A 22,154-nucleotide genomic window follows, 5' to 3' on the forward strand; every position below is an offset into this window, starting at 1 on the left:
GCCCCCCCCCCCCCATCACCGCGGGGGTTGGTGTCTGGGCGTTGTTTTCAACCCCCCCCCCCCCCCCCCCCCCCCGCCCCGCGGGGGGGGGGGGGGGGGGGGGGGGGGGGGCCCCCCCCCCCCCCCCCCCACGCTCGCGTGACCGGCGGCCACGCTCCACCCAGTGGGCGGCCTGGGCGTTCCTCGCCCCGGTGGCCACCTACCTGATCGCCTTCTACCTCTATCCGCTCTACCGCAACATCGACCTCAGCCTCCGCGACTACACGGTCCGCTCGTTCGTGCAGGGCGGGGCGGAGTTCAGCGGCCTGGACAACCTGCGCGAAGTGCTCGACGACCCGACCTTCGGGCCCGCACTGACCCACACCGTGGTGTTCACCCTGGTGTCGCTGGCCTTCCAGTTCGCCATCGGCCTGGCCCTGGCGGTGTTCTTCAGCCAGAACTTCAAGCTCTCGGCCACACTGCGCGCGCTGTTCCTGGTGCCGTGGCTGCTGCCCCTGATCGTGTCCGCCTCGACCTGGTCGTGGATGCTCAACAGCGACTCGGGCATCGTGAACGTGGCCCTGGGCTACGTGGGCCTGGGACCGGTCAACTGGCTCACCTCCCCCGACTGGTCGCTGGTCTCGGTGACCATCGCGAACATCTGGATCGGTATCCCCTTCAACCTGGTCGTGCTCTACAGCGGCCTGCAGGCGATCTCGCGCGACGTCCACGAGGCCGCCGAACTGGACGGAGCGGGCGGCTGGCAGAAGTTCTGGCGGGTGACCTTCCCTCTGCTGCGGCCGGTGTCGGCGATCACGCTGCTGCTGGGCCTGGTCTACACGCTGAAGGTGTTCGACATCATCTGGATCATGACCAAGGGAGGGCCGGCGGACTCCTCGACGACCTTCGCCACCTGGTCCTACCGGCTGGGGTTCGGCAACCTGCTGCCCGCCTTCGGGCCGGGCGCGGCGGTGGGCAACCTGCTCATCCTGATGGCCCTCGTCTTCGGCCTGATCTACATCCGCGTACAGCGAAGGCAGTCGCAATCATGACCGGCAAGAGGGTGTGGTGGAAGAGCGTCCTGGGAGTGGTCCTGACCGGGCTGATGCTGTTCCCGGTCTACTGGATGGTCAATGTCTCCTTCACCCAAGACCGGGACATGCGCAAGAGCCCGCCGCCCTGGTTCCCGTTCGACGGCACGCTGGACGGCTACCGGGCGGTCCTCGACCAGCAGATGCCCTACCTGGCGACCAGCCTGATCGTGGGCCTGGCCACGGTGGTGCTGACCGTGGCCATCGCCGCGCCCGCGGGCTACTCGCTGGCGAAGCTGCGTCCCAGGGGCGGCGGCGCGCTGAGCTTCGCGCTGCTGATCGCGCAGATGATCCCCGGAATCATCATGGCGATGGGCTTCTACGCGATCTATCTGAACCTGGGGGTCCTCAACTCGCTGCCCGGCCTCATCGTCGCCGACACCACGATCGCCGTCCCGTTCGCCGTGCTGGTCTTCACCGCGTTCATGTCCGGAATACCCCGGGAGATGCTCCAGGCGGCCACGGCCGACGGGGCGGGGCCGGTGCGTGTCTTCTGGTCGATCGTCCTGCCGGTCAGCCGCAACGCCGTCGTCACGGTCTCCCTGTTCGCCTTCCTCTGGGCGTGGTCGGACTTCGTGTTCGCCGGCACGCTCGACGGCGGTGGCACCCTGCGACCGATCACCCTGGGCATCTACCACTACATCGGTAACAACAACCAGCAGTGGAACGCCATCATGGCGACCGCGGTCGTGGCCTCCCTGCCCGCCACGGTGCTGTTGATCATCGCGCAACGCTATGTCGCCGCGGGCGTCACCGCCGGAGCGGTGAAGGACTGACCGCTCCTCGCCCTTTCCCGCAGGGACCACCAGACCCGGCCGACCGACACGGGCCGCAGGCGTCGCCGCCACGCGGAACCCACATCGAGAAAGAGAGCTGAGTTCATGACCGTCGCCGCACCGGGCCCGGAGTTCTCCGTCCAGGAGATCCCCTTCAGCTTCCGAGGGTCCTGGTTCAACTTCTCACCCGTTATAGCGGAGAAGACCTACGCGGATGACGTGCATCTCGTGTCGCACCAGACGGGACTGCACCCGATCCTGCGGCTGATACCGACCACCGGGGGAGTACGCGCCGAGACGACCGTCGTGGCCACACCGCACCGGCTCACCTGGGCCCATGACCGCGGGCAGATGGAACTCGCCTACGAGCGGCCGGACACGGCGCGGCTGCGCGGGCGAGGGCTCGGTCTGCGTCTCATCGCGGCGAATGCCGACCTGACCCCGTTCAGCGGGCCGTACCTCTATCGGGATCCGGTCGACGGGGCCCATGTCTTCACGGTCTACGAGACCGGGCGGCGCTACCGGGTCACCGTGTTGCGCGGTGACATGACCGACTGCCCGGGGGTGCAGGCGCTGGGCTCGGGGGAGCGCGGCGTCGTGCTGTCCGGTGACGGCGAGCCGTGGGAGGTCGCGATCGAGGAGTACGGGACCTCCCGTCCGCCGTACCTGTCGGCGGGCACCTTCGAGCAGGCGGTCAAGTCGGTGAGGGCCGATTTCGAGTCCTTCGCCGAGGCGCTCGCGCCGTGGCGCGGCGCCGAGACGCCCGCCGCGGATCTGGCGGCCTACGTGCTGTGGTCGGCCACGGTGCGGCCGACCGGGTTCATCACCCGTCCCGCGGTGTTGATGTCCAAGCACTGGATGGACAAGGTCTGGAGCTGGGACCACTGCTTCAACGCGATCGCGCTGGCCGAAGGGGTGCCCGACCTGGCGTGGGACCAGTTCCGGCTCGTTTTCGACCATCAGGACGAGGGCGGTGCGCTGCCCGACTCCATCACCCACTCCGAGGTGCTCTACAACTTCGTCAAGCCGCCCATCCACGGCTGGGCGCTGCGCCACCTGCGAGAGCGCATGCCCCGGCTGCCCGCGGCCGAGCTGGCCGAGACGTACCGGAAGCTGGAGAGCTGGACCGGGTTCTGGCTGACCGCGCGCCGTGTTCCCGGGCAGGAGTTGCCGCACTACCAGCACGGCAACGACAGCGGCTGGGACAACGCGACCACCTTCGACCCGGAGCGGGTCGTCGAGACCGCCGACCTGGCGGCCTTCCTCGTGCTCCAGATGCGGGAACTCGCCCACCTCGCGGGAGAACTCGGGCTCGCCGAGAAGTCCGCCATGTGGTCCCATGCCGCCGACCGGATCCGTGAGGCGCTCCTCGAAGAGCTCTGGGCCGGCGACCGGTTCGTCTCGCGTGGCGCGCACTCCAGGCGGACCTGGTCCAGCGGCAGCCTGCTGGACCTGATGCCGATCGTGCTGGGAGCGGAGCTGCCGGAGCCGGTGCGCGCCACGCTGGCCAGGAGGATCGAGACGCACCTCACCGCTTACGGGCCCGCCACCGAGCTGCCGACCTCCGAGCACTATCGAGACGACGGCTACTGGCGGGGACCGATCTGGGCGCCCTCGACCGTCCTGATCGAGGACGGCCTGCGCCGCGCCGGTTTCGCCGAACTGGCCGACAAGATCAGCACGCGGTTCCGCGCACTGTGCGAGAAGTCCGGCTTCGCGGAGAACTTCGACGCCCGAAGCGGTGCCGGGCTGCGCGACCGTGCCTACACCTGGACGGCGAGCGGCTACCTGATCCTGGCCGCCGCACACGAACGACGCCGGTCCGGCGCTCTGCTCCCGGACGTGCCCCCGGCCGTCGGGTAGCCCTGGGGCGGTTCGTGTTCCCGCAGTCCCACTCCGGCTGCCCACGGACGGTCGCTGGGGTCACAGGGCACGCAGGAAGCCTTCGAGGATCTCGTTGAAGACGTCGGGGCGCTCCATGTTGGGGTAGTGGGCGGTCCCTTCGACCGGGATCACCCGGCCGTTGGCGACGGTGTGGGCGAGGCGTTCGGCCATGCCGATGTGGTCGGGTGAGTCGACGGTGCCGTTCACCGCCAGCAGGGGAACGTCGATCGTGGCGGCGCGCTCCCAGGTGTCGCGTACCTGGACGAGCAGGTTGGGCTCGTCGGCGGTGTGCTTGGACATGGTGTCCCCGGTCATCCGGCGCAGACGGGCGACGACATCGGAGTCGAGGTCGTCGAGGGTGCGGTACGGACCGGCGGCGAAGAGCGTGAACGCCTCGATCGAGGCGTCCAGGTCGCCGGCCGCCATCGCCGAGTGCCACGCGGTCATGGTCTGGAGGGTCCAGGGGTCGGTGAAGTACGGCTCGCTGGTTCCGGCGCCGCTGACGACCACGGCGCTGACCAGTTCCGGGTGCTCAAGCGCTGTGTCGACCGCGATGCCCGCCCCCATGGAGACCCCCACCAGGATCGCGGGGCCGGTGCCCAGACGGCGCAGCAGGCCGGCCAGGTCGTCGGTGGGCCGGAACGGTTCGGTGGCGTTGGCGGACCGGCCGTGACCGCGGGCATCGGGTGCGATGACGCGGTAGCGAGAGGCGAGGAACGGAATCTGCTCCTCCCACATGCCGTGGTCCAGGAAGCCGCCGTGCAGCAGGACGAGGGGCCGGCCGGTGCCGGTGTCGAGCCAGAACAGGTCACTCATGACACCTAGGTTGTCATTATTGGTCAATAATGACAACCTAGGTGTCATGATGGTGGGGTGAAGGAAAAAGACCGCACCCCCGCGTCCGATGAACGGGCCGACCGGCTCGCCGAGGTGTTCGACCTGGTGGGGCCGTTGTACCGGCGCGCCCATCGAAAGGTGGAGCAGGACGCGCCCATCGAGGGGTTGTCCGTCGGAGTGCGGGCGGTGCTCACCATGCTCTGCGAGCACGGGCCGATGACCGTCCCCCAGATGGGCCGGGCTCAGGCGCTGAGCCGCCAGTTCGTACAGCGCATGATCAACGAGGCCGCCGCCCGGAACCTGGTTGAGTCCGTCCCCAACCCGGCGCACAAGAGGTCCTCTCTCATCCGGCTGACCGAGGAGGGGCGGGTCGCCGTCACCGCCCTGATCGACCGCGAGCGCGCGCTTCTCCGCCAGGCGGGCGGAGATCTGAGCGATGCCGAGGTCGCCGCCTGCATCCGGGTGCTCTCACACCTCCTCCGCTTCCTCGACCACGTCGAGGTGGACTAAGCCTGTACGAGATGCGGTCGCGTCGAAGCCGTCCGATCGAAGGTGCCGGTCACTTCGGCGGCCGGTTCGAAGCACTCGATTTTCCGTCCGCACGGTGCCCGTCGCGTCTAAGGGCGTACCGGAGCGGGGCCGGTGCTGGCCCGCAGCGAGATCGACGGCTGCAGCAGAACCTGGCGCGGGGGAGCGTCCGGTGACGAGATCCGTTCCACGAGAAGCTCCACGGCCTGGGTGGCCATGGTCGCGACAGGCACGTCGGCTGAGGTCAGCGGCGGGTGGAAGTCCTCCGCCCATTGCCGGGCCACCACGCCGGTGATCGAGAAGTCGTCGGGCACCGCGAGTCGCCTGCCTCGCAGAGCCCGATCCACACCTGGCAGGGCGGCTTCGTTGAGCGTGACGACGGCGCTGACGGCCGGATTCAGGCGAAGAAGGTCCTCGACGCGTTCCTCGCCGGTCGTCGCCTCGTCCGGGCAGCACACCGCGGTGGCGCTCAGGCCGCGTTCGGTCGCTGCCGCGGTGAAACCGTCAAGAGCCCGGCGGGCGGGACCATAACCGGCGGCCAGCAACTCCTGCGGCCGGTTGAGGAGCGCGACGGCGCGGTGTCCGAGGTCGGCCAGGTGGTGGACACAGCGGGAGGTCAACGCCTCGTAGTCCACGTCCACCCAGCAGTCGGCCTGGGAGTCCGCGGTATGGCCGATCGTCACGAACGGCAGGCCGGACCGGCGTAGCCGGTGCGCTCGCGGATCCTCCAGCCGGACCTCCATCAAGACGACACCGTCGACCCGGCGGCTGCTCACCATCCGTTCGAACGACCTGTCGTGCTCGTCACCACTGGGTGAGAGCAGCACGTCGAGTCCGTGACGGCCCGCGGCCTCCACCACGCTCGCGACGAAGCCCAACTGCATGAAGGTGAGGTTCCGGCCGGCGGGCGGGACCACCAGCCCGAGCGTACGAGTGCGCCCCTCCGCCAGTGCCCGGGCGCTGGCGTTGGGACGGTAGCGCGCCTCCGCGATCACTTGCTCGATCCGCCGACGGGTCGCCTCGGACACCGCCCGCTTGCCGCTCAGCGCGTACGAGACCGTGCTACGTGACACGCCGGCGCGCCTGGCGATCTCCCCGATGTTCACTGTGGCCTCCCCGTGGCACCGGATCGAGCCCGCGCCTTGTGACACCTGGTTCGAATCGATTCGATGCGAGGCTATGGGCCTAGAAGGGGGGTGTCAAAGCAGCTCAGCGTGCTGCGGCGAGGATGTGCCGCCTCTGGGAGGGAGGGGGAGTGGGGTAGTGCGTCGTCGGCGACCTGGGCTCTCCGTCAAACGCGTCTCGCCATTGGCCGGTCGGTCATCCAGCCTTGGGGTGCCACCTCCCGGAGGGGGCAGATGCCCACCCGGATCGATTTCTCGAGCCGGTCGACAGAGGACTTGCCCTCGGAGTCGGCGGGCGTCAACTCCTGTCGTGACGATGACGGCTTCCGAGACGATTATAAATCTACATTGTAAAGGGCGTGAGCTCGTTAAAAATCACTTCAAGATCAAAAATCCATCCCAGCTAGGAAGGAGCGCGGCGGGTTTCACCCCCGGCTCAGTCGTCGATACCTCTCATGATTGAAGGACGGCCGCCAGGTTCACCACGCGTATCGCGTCGCCCTGCTTCCGGAGGATGACACCACTGCCTGCCGCCGCCCGCCACCGGGGGTCCTCGACGGTCACGGTCGTCTTCGGATGGCCGGGTGGGTTCAGGTCGTCGGGGGAGGTCGGCCACGCAGGGCGGCAGGCCGTCGGGCTGGGGCGGTTGGGGGTCGTCATGCGCACTTGTCGAGGACGTCCGTCCGGTTCAGCAGGCCGAGTAGGCGGCGTATGCCGGATGGCCGAGAACAGTCCCGATCAGCCTTCGTCCTCTGGACTTTCCTGACCCATCACGCTCGGGTGCTGCTGGAGATCGCCCGCGACCCGCAGGTGCGGCTGCGTGACATCGCGGCCGTCATCGGTATCACCGAGCGCGCGGCACAGGGCATTGTGACCGATCTGCACAATGCGGGCTATCTGACCCGCTCCAAGGTGGGCCGCCGCAACCACTACACGATCAATCCCGACCGGCATTTCCGCTATCCCACCGAGGCTGATGTGCCCATCGGTGTGTTGCTGGACATCTTCGCCCGTCACGACCAGGCCCTGCAGGTGGGTCGGCACGGTTAGAGGGAAGATCGGATGTCGGCGTTGGGCCGGTCGGCTCCGGCGGGCTTCACTTGGTCGAGGGCGGGGACGGCCTGGTGTCGGTCCAGCCGGACTCCAGCACCACCCTGCCCCCGTCGCCTTTCTCCTTCGGCATGCCGATGGTGGCGACGGTCAGCACCTTGGAGGTGTCGGGGTCGATGATCAGCCTGGTCTGGGCGGGTTGACCCGCCTGTATCGGGAAGGTCACGGCGATGCCCGGCCGCCCCTGCGGGTCGGTGGTCGGGCCTTCGACCCGTACCGCGGGTAGCGTCGCCAGCGCCTGGTAGGCGGCGCTGCGAACCTGGGGGGAGGCGGGTAGTTCGTACAGGAGCGAGGCAAGGGTGTCCGGTAGGCCGGCCTCCACCGAACCGGTGAAGTCTCGATCTCTGCGGATCGCCTTGGCGGCCCGCTTCTTCAGTGCTTCAGGGTCGGCGGGTAGCGCCTCGATCTCCTTCAAGGTCATGGGCGTGGCGCTCCAGTAGAGTCTGTGCTTTTTCTTGTTCTGGAAGAACATGGGCTTGCCGGGCGAGGTGGAGTAGGCGCCGCCGTCCCTTCCTATCGGCCATTCGGTCGGCGAGCCGTCCCGGCGCCATGCCTTCGTGTCCAGGGGGCGTGTGGGCAGTTGCCTGTGGCCGATCCAGGTGCGGCCGTCCTTTGCCACCCATCTCTCCGAGAGTGTGGAGGTTTCCAGGCGGTAGGTGATGTTGTTCTCGCTGTAGGGCCAGAGCGGCTGATGGGTGTACAGCTCCTTGAGGTGCCAGTAGGCCCCGTGTGGGGCGGCTTCTGCCTTGGCGGCGGCGGCCAGCAGGATCGAGGCGCTTGACAGGGTGGTGCCGCTGGATGTGGCTGTGGGAGAGGGCGTCGCGCTGGGGGTGACCTGGCCGAGGAGGAATGTCGCCGCGACCACGCTTGCACCACCCAGTCCGGCGGCGCTGGCCAGCCATGGCAGGTGCCGCCGGACTGGGTGGTGCGGGCGTGTTCCTGTCTGGGGTGTCATGGTCTGGGTTGCCATGATCGCCTCACGCAGTTCGCGTGCGCCAGGCCCCTGATCCGGCGCGTGCGGTGCGGGGTCGATGGCCTTGATCAGGTTGTCGATGTCACTCATGCTTCCTCCATCGCGATTGTCAAGGACGCCTGTCGTTCCAGCGCCGCCGTCAGCCGCTTGCGCGCCCGACGTAGCCGGGTCCGGGCTGCGATGGCCGTACATCCCACGACTTTGGCGATTCGATCGCTGGTCAGATCCTCCCAGCAGGCCAGTGCCAACACCTCGCGGTCACGTTCGGGTAATCCGTTGAAGGCGAGGCGGACGTGATCCAGGTCGACCGGCTTGACCGGCCGGTCGGCAGCCAGTTCCGCACGCAGCCGTTCGGCGAGTACCGCCCTGCGGACCTCGCCTCGATGCTGGTTGGCCAGCACGCGGCGGGCCACCCCGTACAGCCACAGCAGCGCCTCCTCTCCTTCGGGCACGTCGTCGATGCGCCGCCACGCGGTGAGGAACGTCTCGGAGATGACGTCGGCCGTGTCGTCGGAGGAGCTGGTACGGCGGGTGGCGTACTGATGTATCACGGGGTAGTACGCGTCATAGATCGCTTCGAAGCGATCTCGGTCTGTCACGAAGTCTCCTCGCCGAAAGGTGCCGGACACCTGGTTAATGTCCGGCACCTTTTGGAATGTGACAGTGCGCCTTGGGCAGTTTGCGTTAGGGGCCAGATCGTCTGATCCGGCCGGTTCGTTGCGGGCCGCGTCGCCGGTGTCGGTGATCGCCCGTTTCGACTACGACTCCGTCGCGCTGGCCGGGATCGTCGGCGGGGAGGTTCGCAGTGTGAGCCGGTGGTCTCGCCCGGGTGGGGCATTGGGGCTGGGGGCGCGTTCGGCGGCCGGAAAATGTCGGTGCCGGGAGAGATGATGGGATCATGACCGACGCGCCCCCCAGCATTCTTCTCGCTGATCAGACCGCCTACGCCGAAGCCGTTCAGCTCGCTTTGGACGCCGCCGCGGCCTACTACGGTGACGGCACCTCCAGGTTGGACGATGACGCCTACGACCGGTTGGTCCGGGGCATCGAGGCTTATGAGGACGAGCATCCCGAGGAGGTGTTGCCGACTTCGCCGACGGGAAAGGTGGCCGGGGGTGCGGTGGTCGGTGATGTGCCGCACGCGGTGCCGATGCTCAGCTTGGACAACGTCTTCGGTGCCGGGCAGCTGGCCGACTGGGCCGCCTCGCTGGAGCGCAGGCTTGGGCGCCCGGTCGCGGCGTGGAGCGTCGAGCCCAAGCTCGACGGGCTGGCCATTTCGGCCCGTTATCGTCACGGCCGTCTGGTGCGGCTTGTGACCCGTGGCGACGGCGCCGCCGGTGAGGACGTCTCCCACGCGATCGGCACCGTCGTGGGGCTGCCTTCCAGGTTGGCCGAGCCGGTGACCGTTGAGTTGCGCGGTGAGGTGCTCATGACGGCGTCGCAGTTCGAGGAGGCGTGTGGCAAGCGGCGGGCGCATGACGGCACCACCTTCGCCAACCCGCGCAGCGCCGCCGCCGGCACACTGCGGGCCCAGGACCGGCCGTATGTGTGCGAGTTGACCTTCTTCGGCTATGGGGCGCTGCCGTATCCCGATGACGTCTCCGAGACGGCTGAGTGGTTGCGTGGGCTGCCGCACAGCGAGGTCATGGCGTGGGTCGCCGGGCAGGGGGTGCAGACCACCGCGGCCACCTCGGTGGCCGGGATCGTCGCTGAGACGTTGGAGGGGGTGCGGGGGCGGGTCGAGGAGATCGCCGCGGTGCGGCCGGAGTTGCCGTTCGGTATCGACGGGATCGTGATCAAGTGTGATCTCGCCGGTGACCAGGCGCAGGCCGGTTTCAGTTCGCGTGCTCCGCGGTGGGCCGTCGCCTACAAGCTGCCCGCGACCGAGAAGATCACCAAGTTGGTCGGTGTGGAGTGGAACACCGGCCGTACCGGAGTCATCGCCCCGCGCGCGGTGTTGGAGCCGGTCGAGCTCGACGGCAGTGTCGTCACCTATGCCACGCTTCACAACGCCTCCGACATTGCGCGTCGGGGTTTGATGCTGGGTGACAGTGTGACCGTCTACAAGGCGGGTGATGTGATTCCCCGGGTGGAGGCGCCGGTGGTGCATCTGCGCACCGGTGATGAGCGGCCGATCGAGATCCCGAAGGTCTGTCCTACCTGCGGTGATGCGATCGACGCCTCTCAGGAGCGGTGGAGGTGCGTGCGTGGTCGCGCCTGCCGGATGATCGCCTCCATCGGCTATGCCGTGGGCCGTGACCAGCTCGACATCGAGGGGCTGGCGGAGAGCCGCATTCTGCAGTTGCTGGACGCGGGGTTGATCGCCGACTTCGCCGATCTGTTCTTTTTGACCCGTGAGCAGGTGCTGGGTCTGGAGCGGATGGGGGAGACGAGCACCGACAATCTGCTGGCCGCGATCGAGCGGGCCAAGGCACAGCCGCTCAGCAGGGTGTTCTGCGCGCTGGGTGTGCGTGGCACCGGCCGGTCCATGAGTCGTCGCATCGCCCGGCATTTCGGCAGTATGGACGCCATTCGTGCGGCCGACGCCGGGGCGATCGAGGCGGTCGAGGGCATCGGCCCGAAGAAGTCGCCGGCGGTGGTGGCCGAGCTCGCCGAGCTCGCGCCGTTGATCGACAAGCTGGTGGCGGCCGGGGTCACCATGACTGAGCCCGGCTGGACGCCTCCTGCCGCCCCCGTCGTCACCGGGGGCGACGGGGGCGAGGCCCCCGCGCAGCCGGGTGACGCGTCCGGGTTGCCGCTGGCCGGGATGTCGGTCGTGGTGACCGGTTCGATGAGCGGGGCTTTGGAGTCCTTGACCCGTAACCAGATGAACGAGCTGATCGAGCGTGCCGGGGGCAGGTCCTCTTCTGGTGTCTCGGCGAAGACGTCCTTGTTGGTGGCCGGGGAGAAGGCGGGTTCCAAGCGGGCCAAGGCCGAGAGTTTGGGGGTGCGGATCGTCGGCCCCGAGGAGTTCGCCGGTCTCGTCGGCCCGTTCCTTTGATCGGGATCGGAACGGGGTGGTGACGTCGTCATGCGATCGCGGGCGATCTCCTGGTTCACCGTCCTCTCCTGATCTGTGCGGCCGCGGTCACGAGTTGTTCGGTGTCGTGTTTTTCGGTGCAGGACTTGGTGTGCCGGGCGAAGGGTCGGCTATCGGGCGTCGCGCATTTTGAGGACGTAGGCCGCGGTGAGCGCGACGGCGCGATCTTCGTCGTGTGATAGATCGACGAGGGCGCGGGAGGCGATGGTTGCCGGGATGTCCGCGAGTGCCTGCGCGAGGCGTCGGCGTGCCGGTGGTTCGGTGGTGCCGGGGGCGAGGCGGTCGACGAGGCCGGTGGCGATCTGGTCGGCCAGGGCGGGGGTGCTCGCCAGGGTGCTCAGCGCGTCGGCCGCGTCGACGTCGTTCGTTCCCTCGACGACCATGTCGATGAGGGTCGGGATCGCCTCGGTCGCGCCGCGTGCCCCCAGTGCCAGGGCCGCGTATCTGCGGACGACGAGGTCGGGGTGGGCGAGGGCGTCGCGCAGCAGTTCGGTCGCCTGGGCGTCCGGGATTTCGGCGATGGATTGGACGGCACGTTCGCGCACTTCGGCCACGGGTGAGCCGAGGCCTTTGGCCAGCAGTAGGGCCGATTCGCTGTCGCCCGATCGCGCCAGGGCCCATCGAAGGGCTCCGGCGACGTTCGGGTCCTTTTCGCTGAGTGCCGCCTCGACCAGTGCTTCCACCGGCATCGAGGCATCTTCGGTCCAGGACAGGGCCGCGTGCTGGCGCTTGCCTGCGTTCTTTGATCCCAGTGCCTGCAGGAGTTCGACGGTGTGGAGGACCTCCTTCCAGTCGGTGGGTTGCGCGGCGCCGATGCGGCGAAGTCGCGTGAGTAGTTCGGTCTGCCGCGCGATGCGTTCCTGGGTTTGGTCGATGAGGTGTTCGACGAGTTGTGCCGGGGTGAAGGCGGGGTCTTCGAGGGCGCGCCCGACGTCGTGCAGTGACAGTCCGAGCGACCGCAGGCTCTCGATGTGGAAGATCCGCTGGATGTCTTCCGCGGAGTATTCGCGGTAGCCGGCGTCGGTGCGGCCCGTTGGCCGCACCAGGCCGAGTGCGTCGTAGTGCCTGAGCATGCGGGCGCTGACTCCGGAGCGTCGTGCCACCTCACCGATCAACACCGTCTCATCATCCCTGCCTTTCGGTTTCGCCGAGGGCCACGACGCGCTTGGCCTGCTCGATCGCGAACTCGAATCCGGCTTCTGGGTCGCGCAACAGTCGCTCGGTGGCGATCGCGTGCGCGCGTACGCGGGGGTCTGCTCGTGTCTGGGCGGCGTGCAGGATCGGCGAGATCACTTCGCCGAGCGCGATGAGCGCCCGGCTGAGGCTGAGTTGGGTCTCACGTTCGCCGCGACCGAGTTGTGTCGACAGTGCAGCGGCGAGTTCGGGTTTCTCGCCTTCGGGTACGAGCACGACGGCCGCCCGCCAGGCGCTGCGGGCGACCTCGTCGTCGGTGTCGGCCAGGAGCGCCTGGGTGATCGCCGGCCACGCCCGCCGATCCCCGATCTTGGACAGGGTGTGCAGCGCCTGGCTTCGTGCCTGGGCGCGTGGTGAGCGGACCTCGTCGAGGAGTCTGGGGAGTGTCATCGACGCGGGGTGGCGGGTGAGTGCCCAGGTGAGCGTGTCGCGTACCGGGAATTCGCCTTCGATCGCGCATCGTTCGATGAGCTTGTCGATGAAGCGCGGGTCGGGGTTCGTGCCGAGCGTCAGCGCCGCTCGTAGCCGCACCGACGGGTCGTCGTCCTGCAGTGCTTGGAGGGCTGGGATCGGGTTGGTGTCCTGTTTCGGCATGGTCATGGGGCCACCTCCTGGCCCTCAGTGAAGACCTTGTCACTGTGTCAAGGTCAAGCTGGATCATGCCGTGAGGTCATCAGGGGTCTTCGTCCGCCGGAGTCCGGCATTGGTGGGCTCAGGGGGACGCAGGGCTCGGGTGCAGAGGGTGAGGCCCTCCATCAGTGTGGTGCGGGTGTGGTCGTCGACGTCGGCGAGCATGTCTTTTTCGATGCGGTCGAGTGCGCGGTCGCAGTGTCGTAGGGCGGCCTGTCCTTCGCGGGTGAGGTGGGTGCGAAGCACCCGGCCGCCGTCGGGGTGTGCGTCGCGGTGGATCAGGCCGCGTTGTTCCAGGTCGCGTACGACCAGGTTCATGGCCTGTGGGGTGACGAAGGCGATGCGGGCGAGTTCGGCCGAGGACAGTCCGGTGCGCATGCGCAGTTCGCTGAGTGCCATGTATTCGGTCGTGGTGACGCCGTAGTGCACGAGTGCCTCGTCGAGTCGGGCGCGGATGCGACGCTCCAGCCGGTAGACCAGGTAGCTCAGGTGAGGTGCCGGTTTGGGCGGTTGGTCGGCTGTGGGGTCGCGGCGTGAGGTCACCGGATGACGATAACGGGCGATGTAAGTTTCGCGCCTCAAATATCAAGCTACTTGATAACAAATCGCTTGATAACCAGCGCAAGCAGCTTTTTTCATCGTTTGTGGACCATGATCCGGTACGGGGGAAGCTCGACCGGCTGGCGACGCGCCCCTATACCGGCTGATGTCAGGGCGAGTCGGCGGCGCTGCGGCTCGTGCACCGAGCGAACATCAAGCGAAGGAGAGCCGATGAGGCAATGGAGTGCTGTGCTCGCGGCCGTCAGTGCCGCGATGCTGTACGCCGCCACGATCCTGGTGGGCGTTCATGGGGGTGCCGTTCGCCTGCTTCCCGAACGAGGCCGACTACGTTCCCTCGCCCGGCGTGAGCAACTGCGCCTCCGGGCGGATCAGCAAGACGCCCCAGCAGTGGGGAGACCTGGTGCGCGCCGCCTATCCCGGCTACAGCGGTCCCCGGCCGCGTGTCCAGCTCTGGCACGGCACCAACGACAACCTGGTGTACTACGCCACCCACCAGCAGGCGATCGACCAGTGGACCAATGTCTTCGGCCTGAGTCAGACGCCCACCAGTTCCGACACCCCGCAGGCGAACTGGAACCGCCGCCGCTACGCCGACGCCTCCGGAACGGTGCAGGTCGAGGCCTACACCATCCAGGGGGCCGGTCACAGCCTGCCGTCGAGCGGGATGGCCGCCGCCGCGATCCAGTTCTTCGGCCTCACCGGCGGGCCGGGCCCGTCGCCGACCCCGACCCCGACCCCAACCCCCTCACCGTCTCCCACTCCCACTCCCACCCCGTCGCCGACTCCGACCCCCGGCCCGGGGGGCGGGTGCAGGGTCACCTACCTTCCCAACACCTGGAACAACGGCTTCACCGCCGATGTCACCGTGACCAACACCGGGTCGGCCCCCGTCAACGGCTGGACCGTGACCTGGACGTGGCCGGGTAACCAGCAGGTCACCAGTGCCTGGAACGCCACGGTGACCCAGTCGGGCTCCCAGGTCAGCGCGCGTAACGTCTCCTGCAACGCCACCATCGCCCCGCAGGCCCGCAGCAGTTTCGGGTTCCAGGGCACCTACAGCGGCACGAACTCGGCTCCGGCGGCGTTCGCGCTGAACGGGACCGCCTGCGTCATAGGGTGAGTTCGTCCAGCAGGCCGCCGGCCACCTTCAGCGCGGGCCGTTCGTACTGTTCGGCCCGCGCGCGGAAGACCTGCTCGGCCCGGATCGCCGGCCAGTCGCCGGGCAGGTGCTCGGCCGGCAGGTGAGGGTCCTGGCGGACGAGTTGCAGCCAGTCGGTGTGCAGCACCAGTTGCCGTACGAGGTCGTCCGGCGCGTCGGGCAGCGGCCGGGTGAGGTCCCACCTGGTGAGGAAGGCCCGATAGCGCCGGGCGATCTGCTCGATGTCGAAGGCCTTGGCCACCAGGTCGGCGGCCTCGGTGGGTTTGAACGCCCTCGCGGTCAGCACCGTGACGTGATCGTCGACCTCCAGCGACTCCAGCACCCCGCAGACCTCCCTCGCGCCGGGAGCGATCCACAGTCCGCTCTGCAGCGGGCCGAATCCGGCCCAGATGAGCCGGGAGCGCAGGTCGTGGCGGGTGCTGCGGCGGCTGTCGGGCAGGGAGAACCCGACGACCGTCCAGGTGCCGTCCCAGTCGCGGTTCACCGCGCCGGTCTCCCAGATCCGCCGGCGGCCGTCGCGCAGCACCGCCTCGGCGTGCGGGGTGAGCCCGACATAGACCCTGCGCCCCACCCGGTGGCGGGTCAGCAGGTCGCGTTTGACCATGCGGGCGAGCGTGGAGCGGACGGCCTCCTCCGAGACGCCGAGGCGGGCGAACACCTCGATGATGCTGCCCGTGGAGATGGCGGTGCCGCGGTCCAGGGCGTGGATGCCGAGGAAGCTGAAAATCAGGGACTGCGGGCGCGCGGACGGCGCCGCCGGTTCGTCTTCGCCGCCGATGCTCACACCGAAAGCGTAGACGGGCCAGATGTCAGGCACATAATTGACGGAAGTCAAATATGTGCACAAGGAGAGTTCATGAACGTCGACGAACTGGTCGCCATCGACGTGCACACGCACGCGGAGGTCTCCGCGGACGGGCACGCCTCGCTCGGCGACGAGCTGGCCGCAGCCTCGGCGAAGTACTTCAAGGGGCGCTCTCGGCCCACCGTCGCCGAGATGGCCGCCTACTACCGTGAGCGCAGGATGGCGGCGGTGGTGTTCACCGTCGACGCCGAGCACGCCACCGGGCATCGGCGCATCTCGAACGAGGAGGTCGCGGCGAGTTGCGCCGCCCACGCCGACGTGCTGATCCCCTTCGCCAGCGTCGATCCGTGGAAGGGCAGGGCCGGGGTCCGCGAGGCGCGCCGGCTGGTGGCCGAGCACGGGGTGCGCGGCTTCAAGTTCCATCCGAGTGTCCAGGGCATCGCGCCCGACGACCGGGTGGCCTACCCGCTTTACGAGGCGATCGAGGAGATGGGGGTGCCGGCGCTGTTTCACACCGGGCAGACCGGTATCGGTGCCGGTCTGCCCGGCGGGGGCGGGATCCGGCTGAAGTACTCCAACCCCATGCTGGTCGACGACGTCGCCGTGGACTTCCCCGAGTTGCGGATCATCCTGGCCCATCCGTCCTTTCCCTGGCAGGACGAGGCTCTGGCGGTGGCCACGCACAAGCCGCAGGTCTACATCGACCTGTCGGGGTGGTCGCCGAAGTACTTTCCGCCGCAGCTCGTCCGGTACGCCAACACGCTGCTGAAGGACAAGGTGCTCTTCGGGTCCGACTACCCGATGATCACGCCGGATCGGTGGCTCGCCGACTTCGACGCCCTCGACATCAAGCCCGAGGTCCGCCCGAAGATCCTCAAGGACAACGCCGTGCGCCTGCTCGGGCTCGGCACCGTTTAATGCTGGGCAAAGGATTGACGTCCGTCACAAAAATGCCTAACCTCCGGGCAAGCAAGCGCAGTAGCTCGCTCTCGGACTGAGGAGCTCAGTCATGACGAACCCGTCGGTCTTTCCCCCCAACCAGGTTCAGCTACGCCGCGCGGTGGCCTCCAGCTTCCTGGGCAGCGTGATCGAGTACTACGACTTCCTGCTGTACGCCACGGCCTCGGCGGTGGTCTTCAGCAAGATCTTCTTCTCCTCGCTCGACCCGCTCACGGCCACGGTCGCCAGTTTCGGCACCTTCGCCACGGGGTACCTCGCCAGGCCGCTCGGCGGAGTGATCTTCGGCCACTTCGGCGACCGGCTCGGCCGCAAGCGCATGCTGGTCTTGACCATGACCCTGATGGGTGTCGCCAGCTTCCTCATCGGCGTGCTGCCCACCTACGAGCAGATCGGCGCCCTGGCCCCCATCACCCTGGTCCTCCTTCGCGTCCTGCAGGGCGTGGCCATCGGCGGCGAATGGGGAGGCGCCGTACTGATGTCGGCGGAACACGCCAGCAGCCGCCGCGGCCTGTGGGCGAGCTTCACCAACGCCGGAGCCCCGTTCGGCATGGTGCTGTCCACCGGCGTACTCAGCGGCACCGCGGCCGTCGTGGGCGAGCAGGCCTTCCTGAGCTGGGGCTGGCGGGTGCCGTTCCTGCTCAGCATCCTCCTGCTGGGAGTCGGCCTGTTCGTCCGGCTGCGGGTGGAGGAGACGCCGGTGTTCGAGGCGGCCGGCGCCGGCGGCCGCGCCACCCGGATGCCGCTGCTGGAGGTGTTGCGCAACCACCCCAGGACCCTGCTTCTGGGGGTGGGGGTCGGCCTGTCGGCGTTCGTGGCCCAGGGCACGCTGACCACCTATCTCATCGCCTACGGCGTCCGGACCGGTTTCACCCGCCAGGCCGTGCTGAACGGCCTCACGCTCTCCTCCGCGCTCGCCGTGGTGAGCATCATCGCCTGGTCGGCGCTCTCGGACCGGGTCGGACGCCGCCCGATCGTGCTGGCGGGCGCGCTGCTCATGGCCGGGTTCGGCTTCGCGCTGTTCCCGATGGTGAACGCCGGCAGCGTCGCGCTGCTCGTCATCGCGCTGGTGCTGGGCCAGGCGCTCATCCACCCGATGATGTACGGCCCGCTGGGGGCGCTGTACGCCGAGTTGTTCCCCACCAGGAACCGCTACACCGGCGCCTCGCTCGGCTACCAGCTCGCCGGACTCGGCGCCGGCCTGGGCCCGCTGCTGTTCGCCCAGCTGGACGCCTCCTCCGGGGGCGGCAGCACGACGACGATCTCGGTGATCATCGCTGTCTGCTGCCTGCTGACCGTGGTCTGCGTGCTGGCCCTGCGGGAGACCAGCGGCGACGACCTCACCTCCGGCGCCCCGGCGATCCGTGCCGCCACCGATGCGTAACGCCGGGCTCGGCGGCTGGCCCGCCCGCCGAGCCCAGATGAGTCCTCAGCGCACCGCGTTCGTCTTCGCGGGCCGATCGGTCAGCTACGCCGACGTCTGCGAGCGGGCGACCCGCCTGGCCTCACGGATGCGCCAGGCGGGGATCGGGGCGGGGGAGCGGGTCGCCTACCTCGGCCCCAACCACGTCGCCTTCGCCGAGACCATGTTCGCCACCCACATGCTGGGGGCCGTCTTCGTCCCGCTGAACTTCCGGCTGACCGCGCCCGAGATCGGCTACATGCTTGGCCACTCGGGCGCCGCACTGCTGGTGTACGACCCTGGCTGCGCGCAGACCGTACACGCCCTGTCCGGACAGTACACGCTCGTGGCCCTGGAATCGCCCGCGCCGGGGGAGCACGACTTCGAGACCTGGGTGGCGCGGGGCGATCCCGGCCCCATCGACGTGCCGGTGGCGCTCGACGACCTCGCCCTCATCCTCTACACCTCCGGCACGACCGGCGCTCCCAAGGGGGCGATGCTCAGCCACGCCAACCTGGTGTGGAACTGCTTCAACATGATGGTCGGCGTGGATGTGACGAGTTCGGAGGTGACGCTGATCAGCGCGCCGCTCTTCCACGTCGCGGCGCTGAACCAGACGCTGCTGCCGACCTTCCTCAAGGGCGGCACCTCGGTGATCATGCCGTCCTGGGACGCGGAGGTGTGCTACGACCTCATCGAGGAACACCGGGTGACGTGGATGTTCGGCGTCACCACGATGTTCGCCGACTTCGCCAGGTCGCCGCGCTGGGCCGAGGCCGACCTGTCGTCGCTGCGTACCCTCATGGCCGGCGGCGCGGCCATCCCCGTGGCGCTGATCCGCACCTACCAGGAAAGAGGCCTGGTCTTCTGCCAGGGCTACGGACTGACCGAGACCGCCCCCGGCGCGACCTTCCTGGAGGCGGGCGAGAGCGTGCGCAAGGTGGGCTCGGCCGGGGTGCCGGTCTTCTTCACCAGGGTGCGGGTGGCGCGCCCCGACCTCACGACGGCACCGGCCGGGGAGCCGGGCGAGGTGCTCATCCAGGGACCGAACGTCACCCCCGGCTACTGGCGGGACCCGCAGGCCAGTGCCGCAGCGCTGACCGAGGACGGCTGGTTCCGCTCCGGCGACATCGCGATCATGGATGAGGAGGGTCATCTGAGCGTCGTCGACCGCATCAAGGACATGTACATCTCCGGCGGGGAGAACGTCTACCCGGCGGAGGTCGAGGAGGCGCTCTTCGCGCATCCGGCCGTGGCGGAGGCCGCCGTGGTGGGGATGGCCGACCGCCGGTGGGGCGAGGTGGGCCGCGCTTTCGTCGTGCTTCGTCCCGGCGCCGGCGTCGCCCCCGGCGAACTGGCGGACTTCCTGCGTTCCCGGCTCGCCAAGTACAAGATCCCCGTCCGTTTCGAGATCGTCGGCGCGCTGCCGAAGACGGGCTCGGGCAAGATCCGCAAATCCGAGCTCCGCGACCGCCCCCTGCCCGAATGAGCCGATGACGCGCTGTTGCTGTTCGACGTGCTGACGGCGATGAAGCCGCCGTCGCGGGCGGGCCGCAACGACAAGAGGCGCTGTGGTCGGCGCTGCGCCGCCGCGACGTGCATGCGATCGGCGTCGAGCCGAAGCGATGACGTTGCCCCGCGAGCCTGCACGGCTGCGCTCTAACCTCCGGCCTCGAGGTAGCGCGTCCAGCCCGCATCCAGGAGTCGGAATCCTGCGTCGATGGTCCGTTCCGGATCGGCCTCGCGGGTGGCGCTGAGCTGGATGTGCAGGGCGAACCGGACGTAGAAGCGGATCTCGTCGCTCGGCTCGGAGAGCCCGAACTCCTCGGTGATCGTGGCGACGAGGGCGTCTTCGTGGCGGAACCACATTTTCTCCGCGTAGTCCACGAGGGCCGGGGTCTGCTCCATGAGGGCGAGGATCTGGCGCTGGGGTTCGGATGTGAGTGCGGCGATTTCGAGGAGGTAGTGGGCTTTCAGCGCGTCGGAGATCGTGGTGCCGGGCGCCCGGGCGCTGACCGCGGCCAAGAGGTGTTCATGTCGGTCGTCCTCGTCGCTGAAGACGAGTGCCTCCTTGTGGGGGAAGTGCGTGAAGACCGTCTTGGGTGACACGTCCGCCTTGTCCGCGATCTCGCGAACAGTGACCGCATCGAAGCCACGTTGGAGGAAGAGCGTCGTCGCCGCGTCCAGGATCGCCGCCCGCGTCGCAGCCTTCTTGCGCTCTCGTCGCCCCACGGCCGTTCCATTCACCATGGCTCGATCTTACTGGTACCGGCCTCTAAGTATATTGACAATAAAAGTAATCTCGATGTACTTAGTGTGTGAGTGAAGTAAGGTCGGCGGCGGAAGACGAGGCGGGCGGCAGGACCGAACCCGTGAGAACCTCCACCGGCCCTGGTGTCAGCGCCGCAGCAACGCCTGAAAGGACTACAGCCATGACCGGGTACACCCACTCGCGTTCCGGCATCGAGCAAGAAAAGCCCGGGAACGACTCGCGACCTGACACGCCCGGCCCCGATGTGCTTCGGCTTTCGCGGCGACGAGCCGCGGGAGCGTTGCTCATCGCCGGCCCTGTGATCTTCCTGCTCGCGGAGTTCGTCGCTGCCGCAGCGTGGACGGATCCGCCCTACAGCTACACGTACCACTTCATCAGCAATCTCGGAGTCCACGGACCTTCGACCCTGTTCGGGCAGTACATGTACTCACCTCTTGCCTGGGTGATGAACACCGGTTTCATCCTGTTCGGGATCACGATCCTCGCCGGTATCGCGCTGCTGCGTGGCCTGTCGGGCTGGCGCCGCTGGACGACGCTCGTGCCCGCGACACTGCTGGCCGTCGGCGGTGTTCTGCTCGGCTTGTTCCCGGGATCCGGCGAGGCTTTGGAAGACGGCACCGGCGCTTACCACAGCATGGGAGCCTTCGCGGGCTTTATCGGCGCGAACATACTCGCGGTCGTGCTCGGGAGGATGCGCCGGCGTGTCGGGTTCTCGCCCGGAATCGGGAGGGCGCTGGTCACGACCGGAGTGGTCGGCCTGCTCTCGACGACGGCCTACCTCCTGATGATCCTCTCTTCCGCCGGCGACTCCGCGAGCGACGTCATCGGCCTCGTCGAACGCGGTGCCACCCATCCGTTCCTGATCGGGCTTCTCTGCGCGGGAGCATCGGTCTGGAGTCGCCGAACCCTCGACATGCCGGACGCGCACCCCGCCGCCGAGGTCAAGGCCGGGTGACGCAGAACCCCGCGATCACCACCAGCCGCCAGGCCCTCCGCTCGGGCCCGTGCGAGGCCGGCGGCGTCGTCGAGGCCGGCCTCGCACGGTGTGCAAGATGCTCACCGGCAGATCGACCCCGGAAAATCCCTCGATCACAGGTTCCACAGCCCTTTGCCCAGCGTGGTGAGTCCGCCGGCCAGCGCGAGCAGCAGCACCACCAGCCGGGCCGGCCTTTCCGGAACCCGCCGCGCCAGTGCCGCGCCGATCGCCGAGCCCGCCGCGATGGAGGCCGCGACCAGCAGCCAGACCGGCGCGGGCAGCTGCGGCACGCCCTTGGCCGTCACGGAGAAGACGTTCACCACCACCCCGTAGAACTGGGCGTTCGGCACGAACTCCCGTACCGTCCAGCCCGCGTTCACCGCGTACAGGGAGACCGCGGGGCCGCCCACCCCGGCCGAGGAGTTCATGAACCCGCTCGCGGCGCCGGCGGCCACCGCGCCTTTGACGCCGCGCAGGGCCGGCACCCGAGCACCCCACATCACCAGCGCCACGGCCACGCTCACCAGCGCCCCCATACCGGCCAGCAGCACCGGCTCGGGCAGGCGGGCGGCCACCCAGGCCCCGGCCGGTACCGTGCAGGCGGCCGCGGCGACCAGCGGGACCATCGCGGCCAGGCGCACCTGGCGCCAGGTGACGGCGAGGCCGACCGCGCTGATGGCGCCGGCCGCGCAGTTGGCGAGCACCACGCCCTCGGCCGGGCCCAGCAGCAGCACCAGGGCGGGCACCGACACGAGCGCGAACCCGATTCCCGCCAGCCGCTGCACCGAGGCTCCCGCCACCATGATCACGCCCAGCACGAGGACGATCCCCCACTCACTCGCCACGGACGGCTCCT

The 22,154-nt window shown here is 68.7% G+C and carries 21 protein-coding genes; 11 read left to right on the top strand and 10 right to left on the bottom strand.

All coding sequences use genetic code 11. From position 1 onward, the window contains the following. Positions 1-191: 191 nt before the first annotated feature. From ACFY3V_RS30880 to ACFY3V_RS30890, 3 genes are all read left to right on the top strand, one after another. Positions 192-1,031 (top strand): carbohydrate ABC transporter permease, encoded by an 840-nt coding sequence (locus ACFY3V_RS30880; protein ID WP_389778364.1) that lies wholly within the window; start codon positions 192-194, stop codon positions 1,029-1,031. Further along, positions 1,028-1,846, top strand: coding sequence for a carbohydrate ABC transporter permease (locus ACFY3V_RS30885; RefSeq protein WP_389778366.1), 819 nt, complete (start codon positions 1,028-1,030; stop codon positions 1,844-1,846). Before ACFY3V_RS30880 ends, ACFY3V_RS30885 begins: the two co-directional genes overlap by 4 nt. A gap of 105 nt (positions 1,847-1,951) precedes the next feature. Further along, positions 1,952-3,709: an amylo-alpha-1,6-glucosidase gene (locus ACFY3V_RS30890; RefSeq protein ID WP_389778368.1), complete on the top strand. Its 1,758-nt coding sequence runs from the start codon at positions 1,952-1,954 to the stop codon at positions 3,707-3,709. Positions 3,710-3,769: 60 nt separating this feature from the next. Here the strand turns inward: ACFY3V_RS30890 and ACFY3V_RS30895 are convergent, their stop codons facing one another. Beyond that, positions 3,770-4,546, bottom strand: coding sequence for an alpha/beta hydrolase (locus tag ACFY3V_RS30895; RefSeq protein WP_362904407.1), 777 nt, complete (start codon positions 4,544-4,546; stop codon positions 3,770-3,772). A gap of 57 nt (positions 4,547-4,603) precedes the next feature. Here ACFY3V_RS30895 and ACFY3V_RS30900 point away from each other — a divergent pair, with 57 nt between their 5' ends. Beyond that, a complete protein-coding gene (locus tag ACFY3V_RS30900) occupies positions 4,604-5,077 on the top strand; it encodes a MarR family winged helix-turn-helix transcriptional regulator (RefSeq protein WP_389778370.1) in 474 nt (157 codons plus the stop codon). A 107-nt stretch (positions 5,078-5,184) separates the two neighbouring features. On the opposite strand, the gene ACFY3V_RS30905 is transcribed toward ACFY3V_RS30900, so the two are convergent. After that, the gene (locus tag ACFY3V_RS30905; RefSeq protein ID WP_350949600.1) at positions 5,185-6,201 is read right to left on the bottom strand and encodes a LacI family DNA-binding transcriptional regulator; all 1,017 of its coding nucleotides are present in this window, start codon (positions 6,199-6,201) and stop codon (positions 5,185-5,187) included. Positions 6,202-6,999: 798 nt separating this feature from the next. Here ACFY3V_RS30905 and ACFY3V_RS30910 point away from each other — a divergent pair. After that, positions 7,000-7,269, top strand: coding sequence for a MarR family transcriptional regulator (locus tag ACFY3V_RS30910; RefSeq protein ID WP_362904415.1), 270 nt, complete (start codon positions 7,000-7,002; stop codon positions 7,267-7,269). A gap of 46 nt (positions 7,270-7,315) precedes the next feature. On the opposite strand, the gene ACFY3V_RS30915 is transcribed toward ACFY3V_RS30910, so the two are convergent. Together ACFY3V_RS30915 and ACFY3V_RS30920 are read right to left on the bottom strand one after the other, a co-directional pair. Further along, positions 7,316-8,392: a CU044_5270 family protein gene (locus tag ACFY3V_RS30915; RefSeq protein ID WP_389778373.1), complete on the bottom strand. Its 1,077-nt coding sequence runs from the start codon at positions 8,390-8,392 to the stop codon at positions 7,316-7,318. Beyond that, the gene (locus tag ACFY3V_RS30920) at positions 8,389-8,901 is read right to left on the bottom strand and encodes an RNA polymerase sigma factor (protein WP_389778375.1); all 513 of its coding nucleotides are present in this window, start codon (positions 8,899-8,901) and stop codon (positions 8,389-8,391) included. Before ACFY3V_RS30920 ends, ACFY3V_RS30915 begins: the two co-directional genes overlap by 4 nt. Before the next feature lie 299 nt (positions 8,902-9,200). Between ACFY3V_RS30920 and ligA the strand changes: the two genes are divergently transcribed. Beyond that, a complete protein-coding gene (ligA, locus tag ACFY3V_RS30925) occupies positions 9,201-11,303 on the top strand; it encodes an NAD-dependent DNA ligase LigA (RefSeq protein ID WP_389778377.1) in 2,103 nt (700 codons plus the stop codon). 149 nt (positions 11,304-11,452) lie between these two features. Here ligA and ACFY3V_RS30930 read toward each other — a convergent pair whose 3' ends face one another. Genes ACFY3V_RS30930 through ACFY3V_RS30940 form a run of 3 tightly spaced genes read right to left on the bottom strand, consistent with a single transcriptional unit; the run spans position 11,453 to position 13,709 of the window. Then, positions 11,453-12,460 carry a HEAT repeat domain-containing protein gene (locus ACFY3V_RS30930; protein WP_389778379.1) on the bottom strand — a complete coding sequence of 336 codons (1,008 nt, stop codon included), beginning with the start codon at positions 12,458-12,460 and terminating at the stop codon, positions 11,453-11,455. Positions 12,461-12,467: 7 nt separating this feature from the next. Further along, entirely contained in the window at positions 12,468-13,136 is a 669-nt protein-coding gene (locus ACFY3V_RS30935; protein WP_389778381.1) for a HEAT repeat domain-containing protein, read from the bottom strand. 57 nt (positions 13,137-13,193) lie between these two features. After that, positions 13,194-13,709: a MarR family transcriptional regulator gene (locus ACFY3V_RS30940; protein ID WP_350949604.1), complete on the bottom strand. Its 516-nt coding sequence runs from the start codon at positions 13,707-13,709 to the stop codon at positions 13,194-13,196. 304 nt (positions 13,710-14,013) lie between these two features. Here ACFY3V_RS30940 and ACFY3V_RS30945 point away from each other — a divergent pair, with 304 nt between their 5' ends. Continuing rightward, a complete protein-coding gene (locus ACFY3V_RS30945; protein ID WP_389778383.1) occupies positions 14,014-14,847 on the top strand; it encodes a cellulose binding domain-containing protein in 834 nt (277 codons plus the stop codon). Here ACFY3V_RS30945 and ACFY3V_RS30950 read toward each other — a convergent pair. Then, positions 14,837-15,703: a PaaX family transcriptional regulator C-terminal domain-containing protein gene (locus ACFY3V_RS30950; protein WP_389778385.1), complete on the bottom strand. Its 867-nt coding sequence runs from the start codon at positions 15,701-15,703 to the stop codon at positions 14,837-14,839. The two genes, ACFY3V_RS30945 and ACFY3V_RS30950, sit on opposite strands and share 11 nt — an antisense overlap. A 39-nt stretch (positions 15,704-15,742) precedes the next feature. Here ACFY3V_RS30950 and ACFY3V_RS30955 point away from each other — a divergent pair, with 39 nt between their 5' ends. The 3 genes from ACFY3V_RS30955 to ACFY3V_RS30965 all read left to right on the top strand — a co-directional run bounded on the left by ACFY3V_RS30955 (position 15,743) and on the right by ACFY3V_RS30965 (position 19,539). Then, positions 15,743-16,609: an amidohydrolase family protein gene (locus ACFY3V_RS30955; RefSeq protein ID WP_350949607.1), complete on the top strand. Its 867-nt coding sequence runs from the start codon at positions 15,743-15,745 to the stop codon at positions 16,607-16,609. 91 nt (positions 16,610-16,700) lie between these two features. Further along, positions 16,701-18,032, top strand: a complete 1,332-nt coding sequence (locus ACFY3V_RS30960) for an MFS transporter (protein ID WP_362904430.1) — start codon at positions 16,701-16,703, stop codon at positions 18,030-18,032. Positions 18,033-18,069: 37 nt separating this feature from the next. Then, positions 18,070-19,539: a long-chain fatty acid--CoA ligase gene (locus tag ACFY3V_RS30965; protein ID WP_389778388.1), complete on the top strand. Its 1,470-nt coding sequence runs from the start codon at positions 18,070-18,072 to the stop codon at positions 19,537-19,539. A 170-nt stretch (positions 19,540-19,709) separates the two neighbouring features. On the opposite strand, the gene ACFY3V_RS30970 is transcribed toward ACFY3V_RS30965, so the two are convergent. Then, complete coding sequence (locus ACFY3V_RS30970; RefSeq protein WP_350949610.1) at positions 19,710-20,300, bottom strand: helix-turn-helix domain-containing protein; 591 nt, start codon at positions 20,298-20,300, stop codon at positions 19,710-19,712. Positions 20,301-20,620: 320 nt separating this feature from the next. Between ACFY3V_RS30970 and ACFY3V_RS30975 the strand changes: the two genes are divergently transcribed. Beyond that, positions 20,621-21,277, top strand: a complete 657-nt coding sequence (locus ACFY3V_RS30975; RefSeq protein WP_389778390.1) for a DUF998 domain-containing protein — start codon at positions 20,621-20,623, stop codon at positions 21,275-21,277. 134 nt (positions 21,278-21,411) lie between these two features. Here the strand turns inward: ACFY3V_RS30975 and ACFY3V_RS30980 are convergent, their stop codons facing one another. Further along, positions 21,412-22,143 carry a TSUP family transporter gene (locus ACFY3V_RS30980; RefSeq protein ID WP_389778392.1) on the bottom strand — a complete coding sequence of 244 codons (732 nt, stop codon included), beginning with the start codon at positions 22,141-22,143 and terminating at the stop codon, positions 21,412-21,414. Between the last annotated feature and the right edge of the window lie 11 nt (positions 22,144-22,154).

Origin of the sequence: Streptosporangium sp. NPDC000095 (assembly GCF_042899335.1) — a bacterium.
GTDB lineage: Bacteria > Actinomycetota > Actinomycetes > Streptosporangiales > Streptosporangiaceae > Streptosporangium.